The organism is Streptomyces sp. CMB-StM0423, assembly GCF_002847285.1.
GTDB lineage: Bacteria > Actinomycetota > Actinomycetes > Streptomycetales > Streptomycetaceae > Streptomyces.
This window is the reverse complement of record NZ_CP025407.1, coordinates 406,793-424,770: the sequence shown is the minus strand read 5'-3', so window position 1 is coordinate 424,770 and position 17,978 is coordinate 406,793. Positions and strand designations below refer to the sequence as shown.

The window sequence follows — 17,978 nt, the reverse complement described above, 5'->3', positions numbered from 1 at the left end:
CACATGCTCACGACCGCCGGCGCCGCCGCCCAGCCGGACAGCCCGCCCCCGCACGCCGAGGCCGCCCACGGGCCCGCGGTGACCGCGACCGCGGTGGTGCAGGACCGCGCGGGGCGCGTCCTCGTGCTGCTGCCCGCCGAGCCGGCCGCCGAGGCCGAGCCCGTGCCCGTGCTGCCCGGCGTCGCCGTCTCCGGCCGGCAGACGCCGGAGGAGGCGCTGACCCGCGCGCTGCACGACGCCCTCGGCGCCGACCTGCCCGCCGGGCGGCTCCTCGCCGTGGACTCCGTCCCCCCTGCCGGCGGCCGCGCCGGGCTCGTCCACCTCTACGCGGCCGCGCCGCCGGCCGCCCTGACCGCCGCCCTCGGCGCCGCCGGTGACGGGGACCCCGCCGGGCTCACCATGAGCTGGCTGGACCGCGACGCCGCCCTCGCCGCCCTGCCCGCCCTCGCCGCCCGCCGGCTGCGGGCCGCGCTCGACGCCTGGGACACCGGCGCCGTCGCCCACCTCGTCGGCGGCGAACCCCAGCCCGGCTCGTGCGCCGCCGTCTCCGCCGGCCGCCGCGCGGAACTGGAGCACGCCGCCGCGCTGGACCCGTCCTCGTACCTCGCCGTGCGCCCGCGCGTGCTCGTCGGCGCCGGCGCACTGGTGCGCGACAGTGCGGGCCGGCTGCTGCTGGTCCGCGCCGGCTACCGCGACGACGGCCGCTGGCAACTGCCGGGCGGCGGCGTGGACAGCGACCTCGGCGAGACCCCGCGCCCCGCGGCGCGGCGCGAGCTGCGCGAGGAGACCGGGCTCAACCGGCCGCTGGGCCGGCTGCTCGCCGTCGACTTCGCCTCGCGCAGGCCCGCGCCCGCGCTCGTCGTGTACGTGTACGACGGCGGGGTGCTGGACGCCGCCGACCTGGCCGGCGTGCGGGTCGACGGCACCGAGATCGTCGACTGGCGGCTGGCGGCGCCCGACGAGTTCGACGACCTGCTGCCGCCGCGCGGCGCCGCCATCGCGCGGGCCGGCCTCGGCGCGCTGGAGGACGGCGGCGGGCCGCTCGACCTCGTCGCGGGCCGGCCGGCCTGAGCGGAGGGCCCGGTCCGTACCGTACGGACCGGGCGTCCCGGCGGCGCACCGGCCCGTACTCCCGCCGCCTTACGCGCTGGTAACGTCCGGTCATGAGCGGACACGTACGCATCGAGCGCACCGGCCCCGTCACCACCGTCGTCCTCGCCCGCCCCGGGGTCCGCAACGCGGTCGACGGCCCCACCGCCGCCGAACTGGCCGCCGCCTTCCGCGACTTCGACGCCGACCCGGGCGCCCGCGCCGCCGTGCTGTGGGGCGAGGGCGGCACCTTCTGTGCGGGCGCTGACCTCAAGGCGATCGGTACCCCCGCGGGCAACCGCGTCGCGCCCGACGGCGACGGGCCCATGGGCCCCACCCGGATGCGCCTGACCAAGCCCGTCATCGCCGCCGTCAGCGGGCACGCGGTCGCCGGCGGGCTGGAGCTGGCGCTCTGGTGCGACCTGCGGGTGGCGGAGGAGGACGCGGTGTTCGGCGTCTTCTGCCGCCGCTGGGGCGTGCCGCTGATCGACGGCGGCACCGTACGGCTGCCGCGGCTGATCGGCACCGGCCGCGCCCTCGACCTCATCCTCACCGGCCGCCCCGTCCCGGCCCCCGAGGCGTACGAGATGGGCCTCGCCAACCGGCTCGTGCCGCCCGGCCAGGCGCGCGCCGCGGCCGAGGAACTGGCGGCGGAGATCGCCCGGTTCCCGCAGGCATGCCTGCGCGCCGACCGCGCCTCGGTGCTGGAGCAGCACGGCCTGCCGGAGGCGGAGGCCATGGCGGCGGAGCTGCGTCACGGCAGCGCCGCGCTCGGCGAGGCGGTTGCCGGGGCCGGGCGCTTCGCCGCGGGGGAGGGGCGGCACGGGGCCTTCTGAGCCGCGGGCGTGCTGAGCCGCGGGGCGCCGCTCAGCCGGGGACCGGGAGCATGAACGACCCGCGCGGCGAGCCCCAGTGGCCCCCGCCCGCGATGTGCGCCACCACGGCGCGTTCCAGCGTCGTACGGGCCGGGAGCGCCGCGACGTCCGCGGGCGTACGCACCACGCGCCGGAACACGAACTCGACGATCCCGCGGTCGGGCACCGCCAGCCCGTGCTCGTCCGGCTCGGGCACCCGCGCCAGCTCGTGGGGATCGTGGGTGAAGCGGCGCTGGAAGCGCATGATGTTGCTCTCGGCCGGCAGATACTCCGCGAGGTGCGGATCGAGCAGCCACGAGGCGCAGTTCAGCCGCAGCTCACCGCCGCCTGCCGCACCGTCCAGGAAGGCGGCGAAGCGGCGCGGGAAGAACTCCGCGGCCCGCGCGTACGACTCCTCGCACGCCCGCGGGGCCAGCGGGCCGCCCTCCGGGATGTGCACCTCAAGGCCGCGGCCCGCGTCCGGATCGCGGTCGAGGTTGAACTGCAGCCGGCCGAGCCGGTAGAGGATCCCGCCGTACGGGAGCGTCATCCACCGCTGGTTGCCCATCCCGCCCTCGCCGTGCAGCCGCCGGTGGACGCCCACCTTGTTGCCCAGGTCGGCGAGCGTCGCCCAGGACACGTCGTCCGGCACGTCGCGACGCGCGTGGAACGCCCGCACCTCCGGCACGGCGGCGAGGAAGACCGCGGTGTGGAACCAGCGCCCCGCCGCGCCCAGCGCCGCCGGGAGCGCCGGGCCGCTGCCGGGACCGCCCCGGTCGTCGCCGGCCGACCCCATCGCGGCGGCCAGCGCGGCGACGGCGCGGTCCAGCAGCCACGCGTACGGCGAACCCGCGGCGGTCACCTCCGCCAGCGCGGCGGTCAGCTCGGTGTCCTCGCGCTCCGGGACGCCGACGGCGCGCAGCAGCGCGGTCAGCTCCGCGCCCCGTGGCACACCGGCGGGCGGTGGCGCGGGGTGGGCGGCGGCCAGGGCGTCGGTCCACGGGGCGTACGTGCCGTCGAGGCCGAGCTGGTCCCGTACGGCGGCGGCGTTCAGGTCGGTCACCCCACGATCATCTCAGCACACCGGCAGCCCCGGGACGGGGGCGTCGTTGGCACCGCCCTTGATGTAGACGACGCTGACCCAGACGCCGGTGTTGCCCTTGTCGTCGTCCGTCTTGCCCCACCAGACGTTCGTCCACTCGCCGGACGTCTCGCGGTAGGACTTCTTCTCCTGGCAGAAGAAATAGTTGGTGCCGGCGTAGAGCGTGCCGACCGGGCGGTGTGCCAAGTCGTACGACGTGGCCGTCTTCCACACCTCGCAGTTGTACTTCCCGCCGCCGATGGGCGTGCACGACGGGTCGGGGGCCGAGCCGCCGCCGGTGCCGCCGCCGGCGTCGCCGCCACCGCTCCCGCCACCGCTCCCGCCGCTGCTGCCGCCGCCCGAGCCGGAGCCGTCGCCCGCGCCGCCGTCCCCACCGCCGTCCCCACCGCCGTCCGTACCGCCGCTGCCGCCGCCCGCGGCGTCCTCCTCGGCGGGGGAGCCGTCGCCGTCCGCGGCCGGCCCGTCCGCCTCGTCCCCGCCCTTGCCGTCCTTGCCGTCCTTCTCGCCCTTCTCGTCCTTCCCGCCCTTGCCGTCCTGCTTCTTGTCCTCGCCGCCCGATCCGGGCGGCGGCGAGACGACCTCCGCGGCGGGCTCCTCCTTGTCCCCGCTCGCGGCCGGCTCGCCGTCGTCGCCCCCGGCGAGCGCGTACGTCACGCCGCCGCCGGCGAGCAGCACCGCGGCCGCGGCCGCGGCGACCGGCACCCAGCGGCGTCCGCGGCGGCGCCGCTGCGGCGCCGTCTGCTCGGCGGTACGGGACTCCGTCGCCGGCGGCCCGAGCTGCGGCGGGCCGAACTGCCCCTGCGGGGCGGCGGGTACGGGGGCCGCGAGTCCGGCCGGCGGCCCGTACGCGCCGGGCGGCGGCGCGGCCGGCACCCGGCCCAGCCGCACCGTGTCCGGCCCCTGCGCGGCCGGCGGCCCCGCCGTCCCGGCGACCGGCTCCAGCAGCGCGCGCGCCCGGTCGACGTCGGCGCGCTCGCCCGGGTCCTTGGCCATCAGCGCCTGCAGCACGGGCGCGAGCGGCCCCGCCCGGCGCGGCTCCGGCAGCGGGTCCACGATGATCGCGGTGATCGTCGACCACGTCGACGTACGGCGGAACGGCGAGATGCCCTCCACCGCCGCGTACAGCGTGGCGCCCAGCGACCACAGGTCGGAGGGCGGCCCCGGCTGCTCGCCGCGCGCCCGCTCCGGCGCCAGGTAGTCGAGCGAGCCGACCAGCTCGCCGCTGCGCGTCAGATGCGTGCTGTTGCCGTCGGCCGGCTCCTCCATGGCGGCGATGCCGAAGTCGGTGAGCACGACCCGGCCGCCGCGCTCCAGCAGGATGTTGCCCGGCTTCACGTCCCGGTGCAGCACCCCCGCGCGGTGCGCGGCGCCGAGCGCGTCGACCACCTTCAGGCCGACCTGCGCCGCCTCGGCCGGCGTGACGCCGCCGCGCTCGCGCAGCACGTCGTCCAGCGACGGGCCGTCGACCAGCTCCATCACGATGACCGGCCGGCCGTCGTGCTCCGTCACGTCGTGCACGGCGACGACGCCCGGATGCCGCACCCGTGCGGCGGCGCGCGCCTCCCGCTCCGTACGCAGCCTCATCTCGGCGAGGTCGCGCGCGTCCGAATCGCTGAACGCACGCAGCTCCTTCACCGCTACTTCGCGCCCCAGCCGCTCGTCGACGGCCCGCCACACGGTGCCCATGCCCCCGCGTCCGAGCTGCGTCACCACCCGGTAGCGCCCGGCGAGTATCCGCCCGGGCCCTTCCGCCCCGTTGTCCCCCAGTTGCATGTTCTGCCCCGTATCACGTGTCCAAGAAGTGGCAGCTTACGTCCCGTGGGGCGGGCGGGACGGGTGACTGAGGTTTTCTCAACGGTGATCATTTCCAGATTCGTTGAGGGTGGGGGCTGCTCGGGCGATGTCACCGATCCGGCTGGGGCTGAGCGTGACGTGCTGAAGGGTGCGCCATCGCTGCTTGAGTTCGGCGGCGGTGCGTTCGCCGAGGGCTCGCACGTGCCGGATCAGGGCGTTGAACATGCGGGTGCCGCGCGGGGTGCCGATGCGCCGTCGGTGTGCTGCGAGCAGGCGGGACGGGTAGTCCACGACGTGGCGCGGGACGTCGGGCGCGGCAACAGAGGTGACCAACGTGAAGCCTCTGGTGGTACGGACATGATCTTGTGGTGAGACCTGTCCTACCAGGGGCTTTACGTCTGTCCAGAGCCGGGGCCGCCCGGGCCGGTCCACCCGGACATGCACCGATCAGCCCGCTTCACGGAGACCATTCACTGAGAAAACCTCAGTGGGCTGGCGGTGACTGATCCGTTTCGGCGGTGATCGCCCCCGGTCTTGAAAGGGGCCAGGCCCGATGGGATGTGGTGTAAGGATTAGTGCACCGCGGCCGAGGAGTTCCTCGGCGGCGCGTCGATTTGTCGTACCCGCGCTTGATCACCAGCGGGCGGGCTGATCCTCCTCAGAGAGCAGGCAGCGTGAACGACGGCTACGAGCTCCAGCGAACGGACGCCAAAGGGGAAGGCGTGTTCGCCACCCGGTCCTTCCAGCTCGGCGAGACAGTGATGGTCGGTGTCATCGACCGCGAGCTGGACCAAAACCACTCCCACGCCTCACAGATCGACGAGAAGCGGTTCGTGCTGCACGGCGGGCTTGTCCCCAAGGTGAACCATTCCTGCGAGCCGAACTGCGGAATCCATCTTAATGCCAGCGGCGCCCATGACCTCATCGCCCGATGGTCCATCACAGCAGGCCAGGAGATAACTTTCGACTACGCTATGCGGAACTACTCCGTCAATCACTTCGCCGCCCATTGCCAGTGCGGCACACCGCGCTGCCGCGACCGCATCACCGGCTGGAAGGGCCTGCCGGCCGAGCGTAAGGCGGACTACCACGGCTTCATCGCCCCCTACCTCATCGAGATCGACCACCAGCTCGCCGCGACATCAGCGGATTTGACTGGCAAGGGATCTGAGCAGCCGTAACGCGACCGGTGGCCTGACTGGCCGTGCGGGGGCCGGGGCATCCCTCCCCGGTTCCCGCACGACCCGATGCTGTGTCTTAGTACTGTTCGGTCTCGACGAAGCCGGCGTCGGCGTCGGCGTTGTCGTCGGCGCCGAAGGTGTCGGCGGCCGAGGTGGGGTCGAATCCGGGCGGGCTGTCCCTGAAGCTCAGGCCCATGCCGGCCAGCTTCGCCTTGACCTCGTCGATCGACTTGGCGCCGAAGTTGCGGATGTCGAGGAGGTCCGCCTCGGAGCGGGCCACCAGCTCGCCCACCGAGTGGATGCCCTCGCGCTTGAGGCAGTTGTACGAGCGGACCGTGAGCTCCAGCTCCTCGATCGGCAGCGCCAGGTCTTCTGTCAGGGCGGCGTCCGTGGGGGACGGGCCCATGTCGATGCCCTCGGCGTCGATGTTCAGCTCGCGGGCCAGGCCGAAGAGCTCGACCAGGGTCTTACCGGCGGAGGCCACCGCGTCACGGGGACGCATGCACGACTTGGACTCGATGTCGACGATCAGCTTGTCGAAGTCCGTGCGCTGCTCGACACGGGTCGCCTCGACCTTGTAGCTGACCTTGAGGACCGGCGAGTAGATGGAGTCGACCGGGATCCGGCCGATCTCCTGGCCGACCTGCTTGTTCTGCACGGCGGAGACGTAGCCGCGGCCGCGCTCGACGGTCAGCTCCATCTCCAGCTTGCCCTTGCCGTTGAGCGTGGCCAGGACCAGGTCCGGGTTGTGCACCTCCACACCGGCAGGCGGGGCGATGTCCGCGGCGGTCACCACACCCGGGCCCTGCTTGCGCAGGTACATCACGACGGGCTCGTCGTGCTCGGAGGAGATGACGAGCTGCTTGATGTTGAGGATGAGGTCGGTGACGTCCTCCTTGACGCCCGGCACGGTGGTGAACTCGTGCAGAACGCCGTCGATCCGGATGTTGGTGACTGCGGCACCCGGGATCGAGGAGAGGAGCGTACGGCGCAGGGAGTTGCCGAGGGTGTAGCCGAAGCCGGGCTCCAGCGGCTCGATGACGAACCGGGAGCGGTACTCCTCGACGACCTCTTCGGTGAGAGACGGGCGTTGAGCGATCAGCATGAGGTGGTGCCTCCAGCTATTCGGCGCCCGCTATCTGACGCCGTAGACACCGCACGGTATCGGCAATATGGCCGGAAGGAGGCCGTACCGCCCACTCGTCGCCCGTGTCGAGGCCGAAGGCGGCCACGGCAGGGCGAGGAGGACCGTGGCCTTCGGCCGACGGCGGTGCCTTCCGCCCGGGCGTGGGTGAGGAACACTCGGTGCCGTTCTCTCCGGTCCTGCCGTGGGAGACATGCACACCCGGCCGCACCGCCAGCCCACGGGCCCGGCCCCGGGGAGCGACCGAACTGAGCCACCAGTGGAGTAGGAGGCGATGACGCCGCGCATGACACCCGTCGTGGTTGAGGGCGGTGCCCATGTTGCCGACAGCCCAGACGAGTTGAAGGCCGCTCACCCAGAAGCGCCGGCGCCGCTCCCGTCGTGGTGATCCTCACCCGAGTGGTACGCCGCCGAGATGGACGCAGATGCCGTCCTAGCCCTGCGGGTGGTGTGGACGGCGATCTTCCAGATGGTGGAGTGGGCGTCGATGTTCGGAGTTTGTCGGTCACCTGGCCCAGCATCGCGGACCGTTTTCGGGGCGGCGGCGGGGTGCGCATCCCGGTTTTCGAACGGCGGCTGCCCGGCGACAGGGTCGTCTGGTGGGCGTTGAAGGCTGTGCCCAGGTAGGTGTCGAACCTATGTGCGAACTGCTGTGCGCGCGTCTCTAGCTGGTGATACGAGTTCTGCGCGGTCATCTGGCCCCGGCGTGCTTGCGGTACCGGTAGACAGGCTCTCCGGCCTGGTGCCGACCGGAGCGCCACAGGGGCTCTCCAGAGGCGCGGTGCTAGTGACGGGCGGCGCGCGGGGAAGCGGCGGTGGGCGGCGTGGCCGGGGTGGCGGTGCCCGGAGGCGCGGTGCGGGTGCGTACGGGGGGCGGGCGGTCGGGCTTCCATCTCCGCTGGCTGTCGCTGACGTGCCTTGCCCCGTGCGGGGTTGCCTTTTCGGCGGCGGCCTCCGTCAGGACCTCGCTGTAGTGCTCCAGGAGTTCGTCGCCGATACGCTCCCAGCTCCGCCGCTCCACCGCCGAGCGGGCGGCGGCGCCGTAGCGGGTCCGCAGCGCCGGGTCGCGGAGCCGGTTCACCGCGGCCCGTACCGCCTCCGCGTCGTGCGGGGGCACCAGCAGGCCCGTACGTTCGTGCGCCACCAGGTCCAGCGGGCCGCCGGACGCCGGGGCGACGACCGGAACGCCGCTGGCCATCGCCTCCTGCACCGTCTGGCAGAAGGTCTCGTACGGTCCCGTGTGCACGAAGACGTCGAGCGAGGCGAACAGCCGAGCCAGCCCGGCACCGGTGAGCCGGCCGGTGAAGTGCGCGCCCGGCAGCGCGGCGCGCAGCGCGCCCTCGCTGGGTCCGTCGCCGGTGACGACGACCCGTATCCCGGCCTCCGCGCACACCTCGCGCAGCAGGGCGACGTGTTTCTCCGGCGCCAGCCGGCCCACGTAGCCGGCGAGCAGTTCGCCGTTCGGTGCGAGTTCGCGGCGCAGCGCCTCGTCGCGGTGGCCGGGCTGGAAGCGCTGTGCGTCGACGCCGCGGGCCCAGAGGCGTACCCGCGGGATGCCGTGCTCGGCGAGGTCCGAGGCCGCGGCGAGGGACGGGGCGAGGGTGCGGTCCGCCCGGCGGTGCACGGCGCGCAGCCGGCGCCAGGTCAGCGCGGTGCCGGCGCCCAGATAGGTGCGGGCGTACGTGGCCAGGTCGGTCTGGTACACGGCGACGGTGGGGAGGCCCAGACGGGCGGCGGCGGACATGCCGCGGGCGCCGAGGACGAAGGGGGCGGCGAGATGGACGAGTTCGGTGCCGTGCTCGGCGAGCACGGGGGTGAGCCGCCGGGTGGGGAGGGCGACGCGGACCTGGCGGTAGCCGGGCAGGGGGACGGAGGGGATGCGTACGACAGGGCAGGGGACGTCCAGGTCCGTACCCCACGACGGCGCGTCGGCGGCGGCGGGTGCCTCCGGCGCGATCACGAGCGGGTCGTGGCCCCGGCGCACCAGGTGCCGGGCGGTCTGCAGAGCGCAGTGGGCGACGCCGTTGACGTCGGGCGGGAAGGACTCGGAGACGAGGGCGAGACGCATACCGAAGGTGTGACCGGTCCGGGCGAGGCGGTAGCCACGTGGATCTTTACCGGTGGGGAACACCCGATGGCAACCCCGCCGCCGGCCGTCCGGCGCGTGCCGGGACGTCCCGCTTGTTTGCGTTCTGGTGCAATCCCGGGCCCGGGCCCGCCGCGCCGGGCGATCCTGCCGTGACCGACCGGAACACAGGGGGACAGCAGATGAACTCGTGGCAGTACCGAACGCTTCTGGGCGCCGCCGCGCTGGCGGCGCCCTTCGTCCTGGCGTCGCCGGCGCCCGCCTCGGGGCCCGCGGACACCGCGGGTACGGGCACGGTGGCGGCCGCCGAGGCGGTGCCGAACAACGACCCGTCGTTCCTCCAGGTCTACGACGCCAACGTGGAGAACCTGCCGACCACGACGGAGTCCTGCCCCGGCGACTGGCACGACCTCATGTACTACATGCGGCTCCAGGAGTACCGGCCGGACATCTACCTCGTACAGCAGATCAGCAACCGCGAGCAGCTCGACCTGCTGCTGACGCGGATGAAGGAGCACTTCGGCGAGAGCTACGCCGGCGTCCTCGCGGAGGACGCCCCCGCGTCGCGCGACAACGGCTGCACCGGGAAGAAGCAGCAGACCAACGGCATCATCTGGCGCACCGACCGGCTCTCGCTGCAGACGTCCGCCTCCCCTGACAACCGGTGGCAGGCGCAGCGCGAGACCCCTCTCGGCTCGACGAACTGCGAGAACAACGACCAGCCGCGGACCAAGGGCGTCAAGGCCCTGCTCCTCGACAAGCGTTCAGGCAGGACCGTCACCGCGGCCTCCTTCCACTGGCCGCAGCAGTCGTACGGCGGCACCTACTGCAACGTCTCCAACGCCGCGGAGCTGAGCAACGAGCTGACCGAGGACGGCTACGGCGTCGCCGACCTCTTCGTCGCCGGCGGCGACGCCAACCACTCCGCCAGCACCACCAACGGCCAGGACAACTGGACCACCTGGTACAAGGCCACCAACGGCGACATCGGCGGCGCCCACCGCTTCCGTGACGCCGTCTACGCCGGCTGCGCCGACGCGGGCGGCTCCATCCCGGACTGCCTGGCCGACAAGTGGACGCTGCACACGACGACGCCGCGCCGCATCGACTTCCTCCTCGCCCGCAACCCGGGCGGCGCGCCGCCGCGCACGAGCCACCCGGTCGTGCCGACCTTCGACGAGGGCGACGCGGCCGACCTGGAGCTGACCGGCAGCGACAACCAGGACATGGACTACTCCGACCACCGGGCGGTAGGGGCACGCATCCACTACTGACCGCGAACCGCCCCGGGCAGGGGACGCGCGCCGGTGCTGCTGCGGCCCGGCGCGTGTGGCCGGGGCACGCCGGAGCCGGGATCTCCCGGTTCCGGTACGGGGCCGGGGTCGGCGGTCGCGCGGGCCGCTGCCCCTGGTCCCGCCCACCGGCCGGCTCCGAAAGGCCCGCCCCGCGTCAACGCCCGGCGCGGGGCGGGCGCCGTGTGCGGCCGGGCGTCCCGTGCGCGGCGGGGCGGTCGTGTGCGGCGGGGGCGCCGGGCCCGTAGCGGACGAAGTGCCGTGGCGGCGACGGCCCGCGACCCCCGGGCCCGTACGGCACGGGAGGGTCCCTCAGCCGGCCGCTCTCATCGCAGCATCTCCAGGACGGAGGCCACCGTGTCCGCCTCCGCCGCCGTCTTGTCGTCCCGGTACCGCACCACCCGCGCGAACCGCAGCGTCACCCCCTCCGGATAGCGCGGCGAGCGCTGCACCCCGTCGAACGCGACCTCCACCACCAACTCGGGCAGCACCACCACCCCCCAGTCCTTCTGCGCCACCGCCAGCTCCTGCAGCCGCTCCGTCTGCCACGCCAGCAGCGCGTCCGTCATCCCCTTGAACGTCTTGCCGAGCATCGCGAACGAGCCGTCCTCGCGCCGCGCGCCGAGGTGCAGGTTCGACAGCGTGCCCGTACGCCGCCCGTGGCCCCACTCCGCCCCGAGCACCACCAGGTCCAGCGTGTGCACCGGCTTCACCTTCAGCCAGGCCGCGCCGCGGCGGCCCGCGCTGTACTCCGAGTCCAGCGCCTTGACGACGACGCCCTCGTGGCCCCGGTCCAGCGTCGCCGCGGCGAACTCCCGGGCCGCCGCCCGCTGCGTCGCGTCCTCGGGGTCGGACACCTCCACCCGGCGCACCCGGCGCGGCTCCGGGGTGATCTGGGCCAGCTCGGCGTGGCGGTCGCGCATCGGCGCGGTCAGCAGGTCGCGGCCGTCGACGGCGAGGAGATCGAAGAAGACCGGATACACCGGCAGCGTCTGCTGCGCCCCCTCCACGTCGACCCGGGAGCCGACGCGGCCGGCGACCTCCTGGAACGGCCGCGGGTCCCCGCCGTCCCCCAGGGCGATCACCTCGCCGTCGAGCACGGCGTCGGCCGCGGTCAGCTCGTGGGCGGCGGCGACGACCTCGGGGAGCCGGGCGGTGATCTCGTCGAGCGTGCGGGTGTAGATCCGTACGTCGTCGCCGTCCCGGTGCACCTGCACCCGGATGCCGTCGAGCTTCTCCTCCACGGCGCACGGCCCGAGCCGGTCGATCGCCTCGTCCACGTCCTTCGCGGACTGCGCGAGCATCGGCTGTACGGGGCTGCCGACCGACAGCTTGAAGTCCGCCAGCGCCTCCGGGCCGCGGGCGAGCACCGCCTCGGCGACCGTGCCCACCGAACCGGCGAGCATCACCGCGCGCCGCACCCGCGCCGGGTCGGCGTCCACCGCGGCCGCCAGGCCCTCGACCGCGAGCGCGTCCAGCGCGCCCTGCCGCAGCTCGCCGCCGATCAGCCCGGCGAGGAAGCGCTGCTCCTCCGTCGTGGCGGCGCCCAGCAGCCCGTGCACCAGCCGGCGCCGCTCGGCCTGGGCGCCCTTGCCGGAGACGGCGGCGATGGCGTCGAACGCATCGTGCACCTCGCGCACGGTCAGTCGCGGCTGCCGGGCGGCGGCGGGCGCGTCCTTGAGCGCGCGCCAGCCCACGCCGGTCCTGCGCTGCGGCAGCCGCCCCGCCAGATACGTGACCACGAGGGGTGCGTCGGCGGGCTCGGCCTCGCGGAACAGCGCGGCGAGCAGCGCGGTCTTCTCCGAGCGGGCCCGGGTGGCGGTGATCTCCCGCGAGGTACGGGCGAGGTCGGCGAACAGCATGCCCCCATCGTCACCCACCCCGCTGACATCCGCCCCGCGACGGACGCCGGGGGGCGGACGCCACGGGGCTCGTCCTGCCGGCGGGGGAGCGGAGCCCGGGTCAGCCGCCGCCCATGAACCGGCCCAGCGGCGCCACCAGCTCGTCCTCCTCGTACGACAGGTGCGACAGCAGCGCCTCCGCGAGCAGGTCGACTGCGCCGCGCAGCTCCGCCGCCCCCTCCGGGCCGGCGACGAAGGCGACCAGCGCGCGGTCGACGCGCTCCAGGACGTCGTGGATGACGAGGTGCTCCTCCGAGAGCCGGTCGAGCACGGGCGCCAGCCGCGGGTCGAACCGGCGCAGCTCCGGGAACAACTGCCGGTCCTCGGTGGTGTGGTGGAGCGTGGCGAACCGGCAGTACGCGGCGCAGTGGGCGCCGAGGGACCAGTTGTTCTGCCGCAGGGTCATCGTCGCTATGTGCGAGCGGGCGGCGGAGGCGGTGAGGGCGCCGTCGGCCACCTGGACGACCAGCTCGCGCAGCCGGGCCAGCTCGTCGCGCAGGTGGTCGTGTACCTCGACGAGGTGGTGGCCGGCGGAGACGTCCTCGCCGGGGCGAGGGGTGCGCGCCCCCGGCACGGTGGGACGGGTGCTCTCGTTCCAGAGCGTTGCTCTCGAAATAGAGCGGTGCTCTCGTTCCTTCGTACGGTACGGACCGACGCCACCCCGCTGCGCCGGCACCCGGGCCCCCGCCCGCTCGTCGGACACCGGCTCAGGCCCCGCTGCCACGGGACTCGGCCACGAGTTCGCGTACGACCGGCGCGACCTCGCGGAGGAAGTGCTCGATCTCCCGCGGGTCGCTGGTCATGATCAGGAACGTGCCCGTGCCGTACGTCAGCGCGAACTCCGCGAGCTGATCGGCCGGGTGCTCCTCCCCGAGGTTGAGCAGCCGCCGCACGTCCCCGGGCGTCCGCCCCGCCGCCACCGCCGCCTCGTCGATCACGGCGTTGCCGTCGGCGAGCGCGGCCGGCGAGTCCAAGTACGGCAGCGACGGCAGCCACCCGTCCGCCGCGCGGCCCACGAGGCGCAGCATCCGCGGCTTGTACGCGCCGAGCCAGATCTGCATGTCGTGCGCCGGCCGCGGCCCGCGCTTGGCGCCCTGCACCTGGTAATGCCGGCCGTCGAAGCGGATCCCGCCGCGGGTGTCGGTGTCCCAGGTGTCGCGGATGATCCGGATCCCCTCGTCCAGCGCCTCGACGGCCTCGCCTGGCGAGCGCCGCGGCCCGCCGAGCGCGGCGATGGCGTCCCAGAACCCGCCGGCGCCGAGCGCCAGCTCGAACCGGCCGCCGCTCAGCAGGTCAAGGCTCGCCGCGCTGCGCGCCAGCAGGGCGGGCGGGCGCAGGGGGAGCGGGTGCACGTTGCCGGACAGAGTGACGGAGTCGGTGCGGGCGGCGACGTAGGAGAGCAGCGTCCAGGTGTCGAGGAACGCCGGCTGGTACGGGTGGTCCTGGAAGGTGACCAGGTCGGCGCCGGCGCGCTCGGAGAGCTGCGCGAGCGCGACGGTCGCCTCCGGGGCCTGGCTGGCGGGAATGAGGTTGATGCCGAAGCGGAGATCGTGGCCGTAGTCGGGCATGGCGCTTCCTCAGCGGAGGGAATTTGGTTCGTGCTGCGAACCAGATTATTTCGCACCACGAACTAGTGTCAAACTGGGCGTGTCCCCGGGAGGTGTCATGACGAGCGAACGGACGGGACGGACGGCGGAGCCGGTCGCGCGGGCCACGCTGGCCACGGCCGAGCGCGCGGATCCTGCGGCGCAGGCCGTCGACGCCGGCGCGGCCGCGCTGGCGAGCGCGCTGGTACGGCTGACGCACACCCTGCAGCACGTCCTCGCCGAGGCCGGGCGCGGCCACGGCCTCACGCCGCAGCAGGTCCAGTTGCTGTGCGCGCTCAGCAGCGGTCCGGTGGGGATGAGCGAGCTGAGCCGCTGGCTGCGGCTGGGCAAGTCGGGGCTGACCGGCCTGGTGGACCGCGTCGAGCGGCGGGGCCTGGTGGCCCGTACCCCGGACGCCGACGACGGCCGTGCCTGCCGGATCGCGCTGACCACGGCGGGGGAGGACCTGGCGGGCCGCGCGCACGCCGAGGTGACGACCCGGGTCGCGGCCATGGCCGCGGGGCTGGCCGCCGGCGAGCGCGGCGCGCTGACGGACGCGGTGACCCAGCTCCTCGACGCCGCCCCGTGCCAGTCCCCGTCGCCGGAGGCGTGGCCGGAGCAGGCGTGAGCCCGACCCGTACGAACTCCGCACGGTCGCCGTACGCGCTCCGCACGGGACCGGCGGGGTCCCGCCCGCGCCCCCGCAGCGGCACCCTCGTCAAGCGGTGCGGCGGCTGCTACGTTCCTCCGCCATGACGCTGCGGGGAACTCTGAGGCACAAGGCCGCCACCTGCCTGGGCGTGGCGGTACTCGCCGCCGGATCTGGCTACGCCACCGATACCGCCGCCGGTGCGGATACCGGCACCGGCCGCAAGCCGGTCGCCCGCCACCTGCCCGGCTGGGAGCTGAAGGACACCGGCAGCAAGGCGCGGCTGCGCGGGCTGTCGGCGGTCAGCCGCGACACCGCGTGGGCGTCCGGCTCCGGCGGCACGGTGCTGCGTACGACGGACGGCGGGCGTAGCTGGCAGGACGTGTCGCCGCCGGGCACCGAGGCGCTGGAGTTCCGCGACATCGAGGCGCTGGGCCGGCGCAGCGCGGTCATCCTGTCGATCGGGCCGGGCGAGGACTCCCGCATCTACCGCACCGACGACGCCGGCGCGACCTGGACCGAAACGTTCCGCAACGACCACCCCGGCGCCTTCTACGACTGCGTCACCTTCTTCGCCGGCGGCCGCGACGGGCTCGCGCTCAGCGACCCGGTGGACGGCCGGTTCCGCATCCTGTCGACGTCCGACGGCGGCAGGTCCTGGAAGGTGCTCCCCGACGACGGCATGCCGCCGGCGCAGCCGGGCGACGCGGCGTTCGCGGCGAGCGGTCAGTGCCTGGTGAGCGCGGGCCGCGCGGACGCCTGGTTCGCCACCGGCGGCGGCGCGACGGCGCGCGTCCTGCACTCCGCCGACCGCGGCCGTACGTGGACGGAGGCCGAGTCCGGCATCCCGGCCGGCGACCCGGCGCGCGGCGTCTTCGCCCTCGCCTTCCGCGACGCCCGCCACGGCCTCGCGGTAGGCGGCGACTTCCAGCCCGGCAACCCGTCGCCGGACGCGGCGGCCCGTACCGGCGACGGCGGCGCGAGCTGGACGGACGCCGGCAAGCCGCCGCCGGAGTACCGCTCGGGCGTGACCTGGCTGCCGCACAGCCGCAGCGTCGCCCTGGCCGTGGGCCCGACGGGCTCGAACGTCTCCCTCGACGCCGGACGCACGTGGCACGGCTTCGACTCCGGTTCGTACGACACCGTGGACTGCTCCGCCGACCTGGGCTGCTGGGCGGCGGGGGAGCAGGGCAGGGTGGCGCGCCTGGAGTAGGGGGCGGGCACTTCGGGACCTAAGACCGTGGTCGCCGCGCGGGCCCCGTCCCTACGGTTGAGCCGTCCCCCGCACGGCGCAAACCGCTGGAGCCCGCCCGCGTGACCACCCGCACAGCAGCGCTGATACGCCGCCTCGACCTCGACCCCGGGGTGCTGCGGGTGCTGTCGGTGACGTTCCTGTGGGTGGCGCTGACGTGCACCGCACTGCTGATCCCGATCAGCCTCACGCTGCTCCCGGGCTACGAGGCGTGGAAGTTCACCACCCGCGACATCGCCCCGGCCCTCGGCCTCGCCGCAGGCTTCACCCTCGCCGCGGCGCTCCTCGCCGGCTCCCGTACGTCCCTGAAGGCCGCCGCCGCCCGCCTCGTCACGACCCTGGGCCTGCGCCCCGGCACCTGCCGCACGGCGACGGTCAGCCTGGCCGCCGGCGTCGGCGCGGGCGTCCTGTGCCTGGCGGCCGCCGAACTCCTCGTCCGCATCCCCGCCCTGTCCGCCACCCCCGCGTCGGAAGACCCCCGCAACGCCGCCGTGGCCGGCACCTCCACCACCGTCCACCTCCTCGACGGCGCCCTCTCGGCCCCCGTCCACGAGGAACTCCTCTTCCGCGCGCCCCTCCTGCTCCTCCTGACCTTCCTCGCCACCCCGGGCGCCCGCGAGACGATCCCGACCCCCCTCCTCCGAAGCACCACCTTCACCGCGGCAGCGGCCCTCTCCGCCCTCGTCTTCACCGCGGGCCACGAACTGGGCGGCCCCGTCAACCTGATCTTCGCCGCCTTCCTGGCAGCGATCACCACGGCCCTGCTCCTGTGGCGCCGCTCGCTCGTCCCCGGCATCGTCGCCCACGCCGTCCACAACACCGCGATCACGGCCCTCTGGCTCTTCTGACCCCCGGGAAGCCACCGGCACAATCGGCTTTGCGGGACCCGGGGGTGGATGCGGTATGGTTCTCGTGCGCGATCGGCCGGGGCGAAATCCCAGGTCGTCCGGGCACCGGGACGTGGCGCAGTTTGGTAGCGCACTTGACTGGGGGTCAAGGGGTCGTGGGTTCAAATCCCGCCGTCCCGACGGTGCTGAAGAGGCCCTTTGAGCGGGAGAAATCCCAGATCAGAGGGCCTTTAGCGATTTCCTGACACGCCGTCAGCCTGACGCTATGTCAGGCCCTCGGGGACCGCTTGGGGACCACGGTTCGGGAAAGGCGCCTGGGCAGAGCGTTTTCTTGGGGACCAAGATCACATCTGATTTGTATGATTCCTACAACGCTCGAAGTGTTACCGCGAGCGCCTTCGCGGTCAGGAGGCGCTGGGCCACCATGGGCCGCACCTCCTCGATCAGCGGGACACGGCGGGCCATCTTTCCTTCGGTGCCCTTGTCGATCAGTCCGCCCGGGGCGGGAGCGGTCTGGCGGCGGAGGGTCCAGATCCAGTTGACCGGGTCGATGTCCCTGACGCGGACACCGGAGACCTCACCGATCCGGGCGGCGGTGCATGCGGCGAACAGCACCACATCGCCCCATCCGGCAAACTGCTGGAACGACGCCTCCACCAGGGCGCGTGCGACGAAGGAGTAGGGCCGGCCCGGGATGAACTGCGACGCTGTCTTCGCGCGGCCGTAGACGTGGCAGAACAGGCGCTTTGCCGAGCACGGCGCGTCCGAGCGAAGCCATGGCGACTCATCGACCGCCAGGACCGGGCGCCCGCCGTCGAAGCGCGGCACCGGCAGGCCGGCCAGCACCGTCCGCAGCCGGTTGACGTCGACCCGGCCGTGGTTCAGGCCGCCGTACATCGCTCCGTGCCCACGGCGATGCTCGGGCAACAGCGTCAAGTCCACCGGTGACTTCACCGCACCGTCCGCACACAGCACCGCGTCTGCCAGCTCGAATAACTCGTCGTGCCGGGCGGTCAGACACTCGTAGAACTCTCCCCGGAAGCGTGACGCTTCCACGAACGCTTCCCTGCGGACAGCATCAGGCAGCAGACCCACCCTCACGGCCACGTCCGGCGAATCCCCCTGCGAGCGAATCCGTTCGAGACGCCATTCGAGGCCGTGGCACCATGTACCGCATGACGACGAACCGAAAGGTCCATG

At 74.0% G+C, this 17,978-nt stretch carries 15 protein-coding genes, 1 tRNA gene and 1 pseudogene; 9 read left to right on the top strand and 8 right to left on the bottom strand.

Going from position 1 to position 17,978, the window contains the following annotated elements:
• Positions 1-3: 3 nt before the first annotated feature.
• Together CXR04_RS01900 and CXR04_RS01895 are read left to right on the top strand one after the other, a co-directional pair.
• Positions 4-1,071 (top strand): NUDIX hydrolase, encoded by a 1,068-nt coding sequence (locus tag CXR04_RS01900; RefSeq protein ID WP_101420158.1) that lies wholly within the window; start codon positions 4-6, stop codon positions 1,069-1,071.
• A 92-nt stretch (positions 1,072-1,163) separates the two neighbouring features.
• Complete coding sequence (locus CXR04_RS01895; protein WP_101420157.1) at positions 1,164-1,925, top strand: crotonase/enoyl-CoA hydratase family protein; 762 nt, start codon at positions 1,164-1,166, stop codon at positions 1,923-1,925.
• Between the two features lie 31 nt (positions 1,926-1,956).
• On the opposite strand, the gene CXR04_RS01890 is transcribed toward CXR04_RS01895, so the two are convergent.
• Positions 1,957-3,006, bottom strand: a complete 1,050-nt coding sequence (locus tag CXR04_RS01890) for an acyltransferase domain-containing protein (RefSeq protein WP_101420156.1) — start codon at positions 3,004-3,006, stop codon at positions 1,957-1,959.
• Positions 3,007-3,018: 12 nt separating this feature from the next.
• Positions 3,019-4,818 (bottom strand): serine/threonine-protein kinase, encoded by a 1,800-nt coding sequence (locus CXR04_RS01885; protein ID WP_101420155.1) that lies wholly within the window; start codon positions 4,816-4,818, stop codon positions 3,019-3,021.
• Between the two features lie 84 nt (positions 4,819-4,902).
• Here CXR04_RS01885 and CXR04_RS34710 point away from each other — a divergent pair, with 84 nt between their 5' ends.
• Complete coding sequence (locus CXR04_RS34710; protein WP_159072250.1) at positions 4,903-5,211, top strand: hypothetical protein; 309 nt, start codon at positions 4,903-4,905, stop codon at positions 5,209-5,211.
• Between the two features lie 302 nt (positions 5,212-5,513).
• Positions 5,514-6,020, top strand: coding sequence for an SET domain-containing protein-lysine N-methyltransferase (locus CXR04_RS01875; RefSeq protein ID WP_101420153.1), 507 nt, complete (start codon positions 5,514-5,516; stop codon positions 6,018-6,020).
• A 76-nt stretch (positions 6,021-6,096) separates the two neighbouring features.
• Here CXR04_RS01875 and CXR04_RS01870 read toward each other — a convergent pair whose 3' ends face one another.
• Entirely contained in the window at positions 6,097-7,125 is a 1,029-nt protein-coding gene (locus CXR04_RS01870; protein WP_101420152.1) for a DNA-directed RNA polymerase subunit alpha, read from the bottom strand.
• An 823-nt stretch (positions 7,126-7,948) separates the two neighbouring features.
• Positions 7,949-9,232, bottom strand: coding sequence for a glycosyltransferase family 4 protein (locus CXR04_RS01865; RefSeq protein ID WP_101420151.1), 1,284 nt, complete (start codon positions 9,230-9,232; stop codon positions 7,949-7,951).
• Between the two features lie 200 nt (positions 9,233-9,432).
• On the opposite strand from CXR04_RS01865, the gene CXR04_RS01860 reads away from it, so the two are divergent.
• Entirely contained in the window at positions 9,433-10,524 is a 1,092-nt protein-coding gene (locus CXR04_RS01860; protein ID WP_101420150.1) for a hypothetical protein, read from the top strand.
• A 344-nt stretch (positions 10,525-10,868) separates the two neighbouring features.
• Here the strand turns inward: CXR04_RS01860 and CXR04_RS01855 are convergent, their stop codons facing one another.
• The 3 genes from CXR04_RS01855 to CXR04_RS35070 form a co-directional block, all read right to left on the bottom strand.
• Positions 10,869-12,404, bottom strand: coding sequence for an ATP-dependent DNA ligase (locus CXR04_RS01855; protein ID WP_101420149.1), 1,536 nt, complete (start codon positions 12,402-12,404; stop codon positions 10,869-10,871).
• Positions 12,405-12,504: 100 nt separating this feature from the next.
• Positions 12,505-13,017 carry a hemerythrin domain-containing protein gene (locus CXR04_RS35075; RefSeq protein ID WP_199850376.1) on the bottom strand — a complete coding sequence of 171 codons (513 nt, stop codon included), beginning with the start codon at positions 13,015-13,017 and terminating at the stop codon, positions 12,505-12,507.
• A 133-nt stretch (positions 13,018-13,150) separates the two neighbouring features.
• Positions 13,151-14,011, bottom strand: coding sequence for an LLM class flavin-dependent oxidoreductase (locus CXR04_RS35070; RefSeq protein WP_199850375.1), 861 nt, complete (start codon positions 14,009-14,011; stop codon positions 13,151-13,153).
• Between the two features lie 97 nt (positions 14,012-14,108).
• On the opposite strand from CXR04_RS35070, the gene CXR04_RS01845 reads away from it, so the two are divergent.
• The 4 genes from CXR04_RS01845 (at position 14,109) to CXR04_RS01830 (ending at position 16,958) form a co-directional block, all read left to right on the top strand.
• Positions 14,109-14,657, top strand: a complete 549-nt coding sequence (locus tag CXR04_RS01845) for a MarR family winged helix-turn-helix transcriptional regulator (RefSeq protein WP_101420148.1) — start codon at positions 14,109-14,111, stop codon at positions 14,655-14,657.
• Between the two features lie 124 nt (positions 14,658-14,781).
• Positions 14,782-15,891, top strand: a complete 1,110-nt coding sequence (locus tag CXR04_RS01840; RefSeq protein ID WP_101420147.1) for a WD40/YVTN/BNR-like repeat-containing protein — start codon at positions 14,782-14,784, stop codon at positions 15,889-15,891.
• 101 nt (positions 15,892-15,992) lie between these two features.
• Positions 15,993-16,778 (top strand): CPBP family intramembrane glutamic endopeptidase, encoded by a 786-nt coding sequence (locus CXR04_RS01835; protein ID WP_101420146.1) that lies wholly within the window; start codon positions 15,993-15,995, stop codon positions 16,776-16,778.
• A gap of 106 nt (positions 16,779-16,884) precedes the next feature.
• Positions 16,885-16,958: transfer RNA gene (locus CXR04_RS01830), tRNA-Pro, on the top strand.
• A gap of 486 nt (positions 16,959-17,444) precedes the next feature.
• Here the strand turns inward: CXR04_RS01830 and CXR04_RS01825 are convergent.
• A pseudogene (locus CXR04_RS01825) lies at positions 17,445-17,873 on the bottom strand (transposase); the annotation flags it as partial.
• Between the last annotated feature and the right edge of the window lie 105 nt (positions 17,874-17,978).

What these genes read in the sequence shown, in the direction of transcription:
- CXR04_RS01840 (WP_101420147.1), top strand. Translation starts at nt 14,782, where the DNA reads ATGACGCTGCGGGGAACTCTGAGGCACAAGGCCGCCACCTGCCTGGGC.
- CXR04_RS01900 (WP_101420158.1), top strand. Translation starts at nt 4, where the DNA reads ATGCTCACGACCGCCGGCGCCGCCGCCCAGCCGGACAGCCCGCCCCCG.
- CXR04_RS01885 (WP_101420155.1), bottom strand. Translation starts at nt 4,818, where the DNA reads ATGCAACTGGGGGACAACGGGGCGGAAGGGCCCGGGCGGATACTCGCC.
- CXR04_RS01870 (WP_101420152.1), bottom strand. Translation starts at nt 7,125, where the DNA reads ATGCTGATCGCTCAACGCCCGTCTCTCACCGAAGAGGTCGTCGAGGAG.
- CXR04_RS01865 (WP_101420151.1), bottom strand. Translation starts at nt 9,232, where the DNA reads ATGCGTCTCGCCCTCGTCTCCGAGTCCTTCCCGCCCGACGTCAACGGC.
- CXR04_RS01860 (WP_101420150.1), top strand. Translation starts at nt 9,433, where the DNA reads ATGAACTCGTGGCAGTACCGAACGCTTCTGGGCGCCGCCGCGCTGGCG.
- CXR04_RS01845 (WP_101420148.1), top strand. Translation starts at nt 14,109, where the DNA reads ATGACGAGCGAACGGACGGGACGGACGGCGGAGCCGGTCGCGCGGGCC.
- CXR04_RS35070 (WP_199850375.1), bottom strand. Translation starts at nt 14,011, where the DNA reads ATGCCCGACTACGGCCACGATCTCCGCTTCGGCATCAACCTCATTCCC.
- CXR04_RS01855 (WP_101420149.1), bottom strand. Translation starts at nt 12,404, where the DNA reads ATGCTGTTCGCCGACCTCGCCCGTACCTCGCGGGAGATCACCGCCACC.
- CXR04_RS01895 (WP_101420157.1), top strand. Translation starts at nt 1,164, where the DNA reads ATGAGCGGACACGTACGCATCGAGCGCACCGGCCCCGTCACCACCGTC.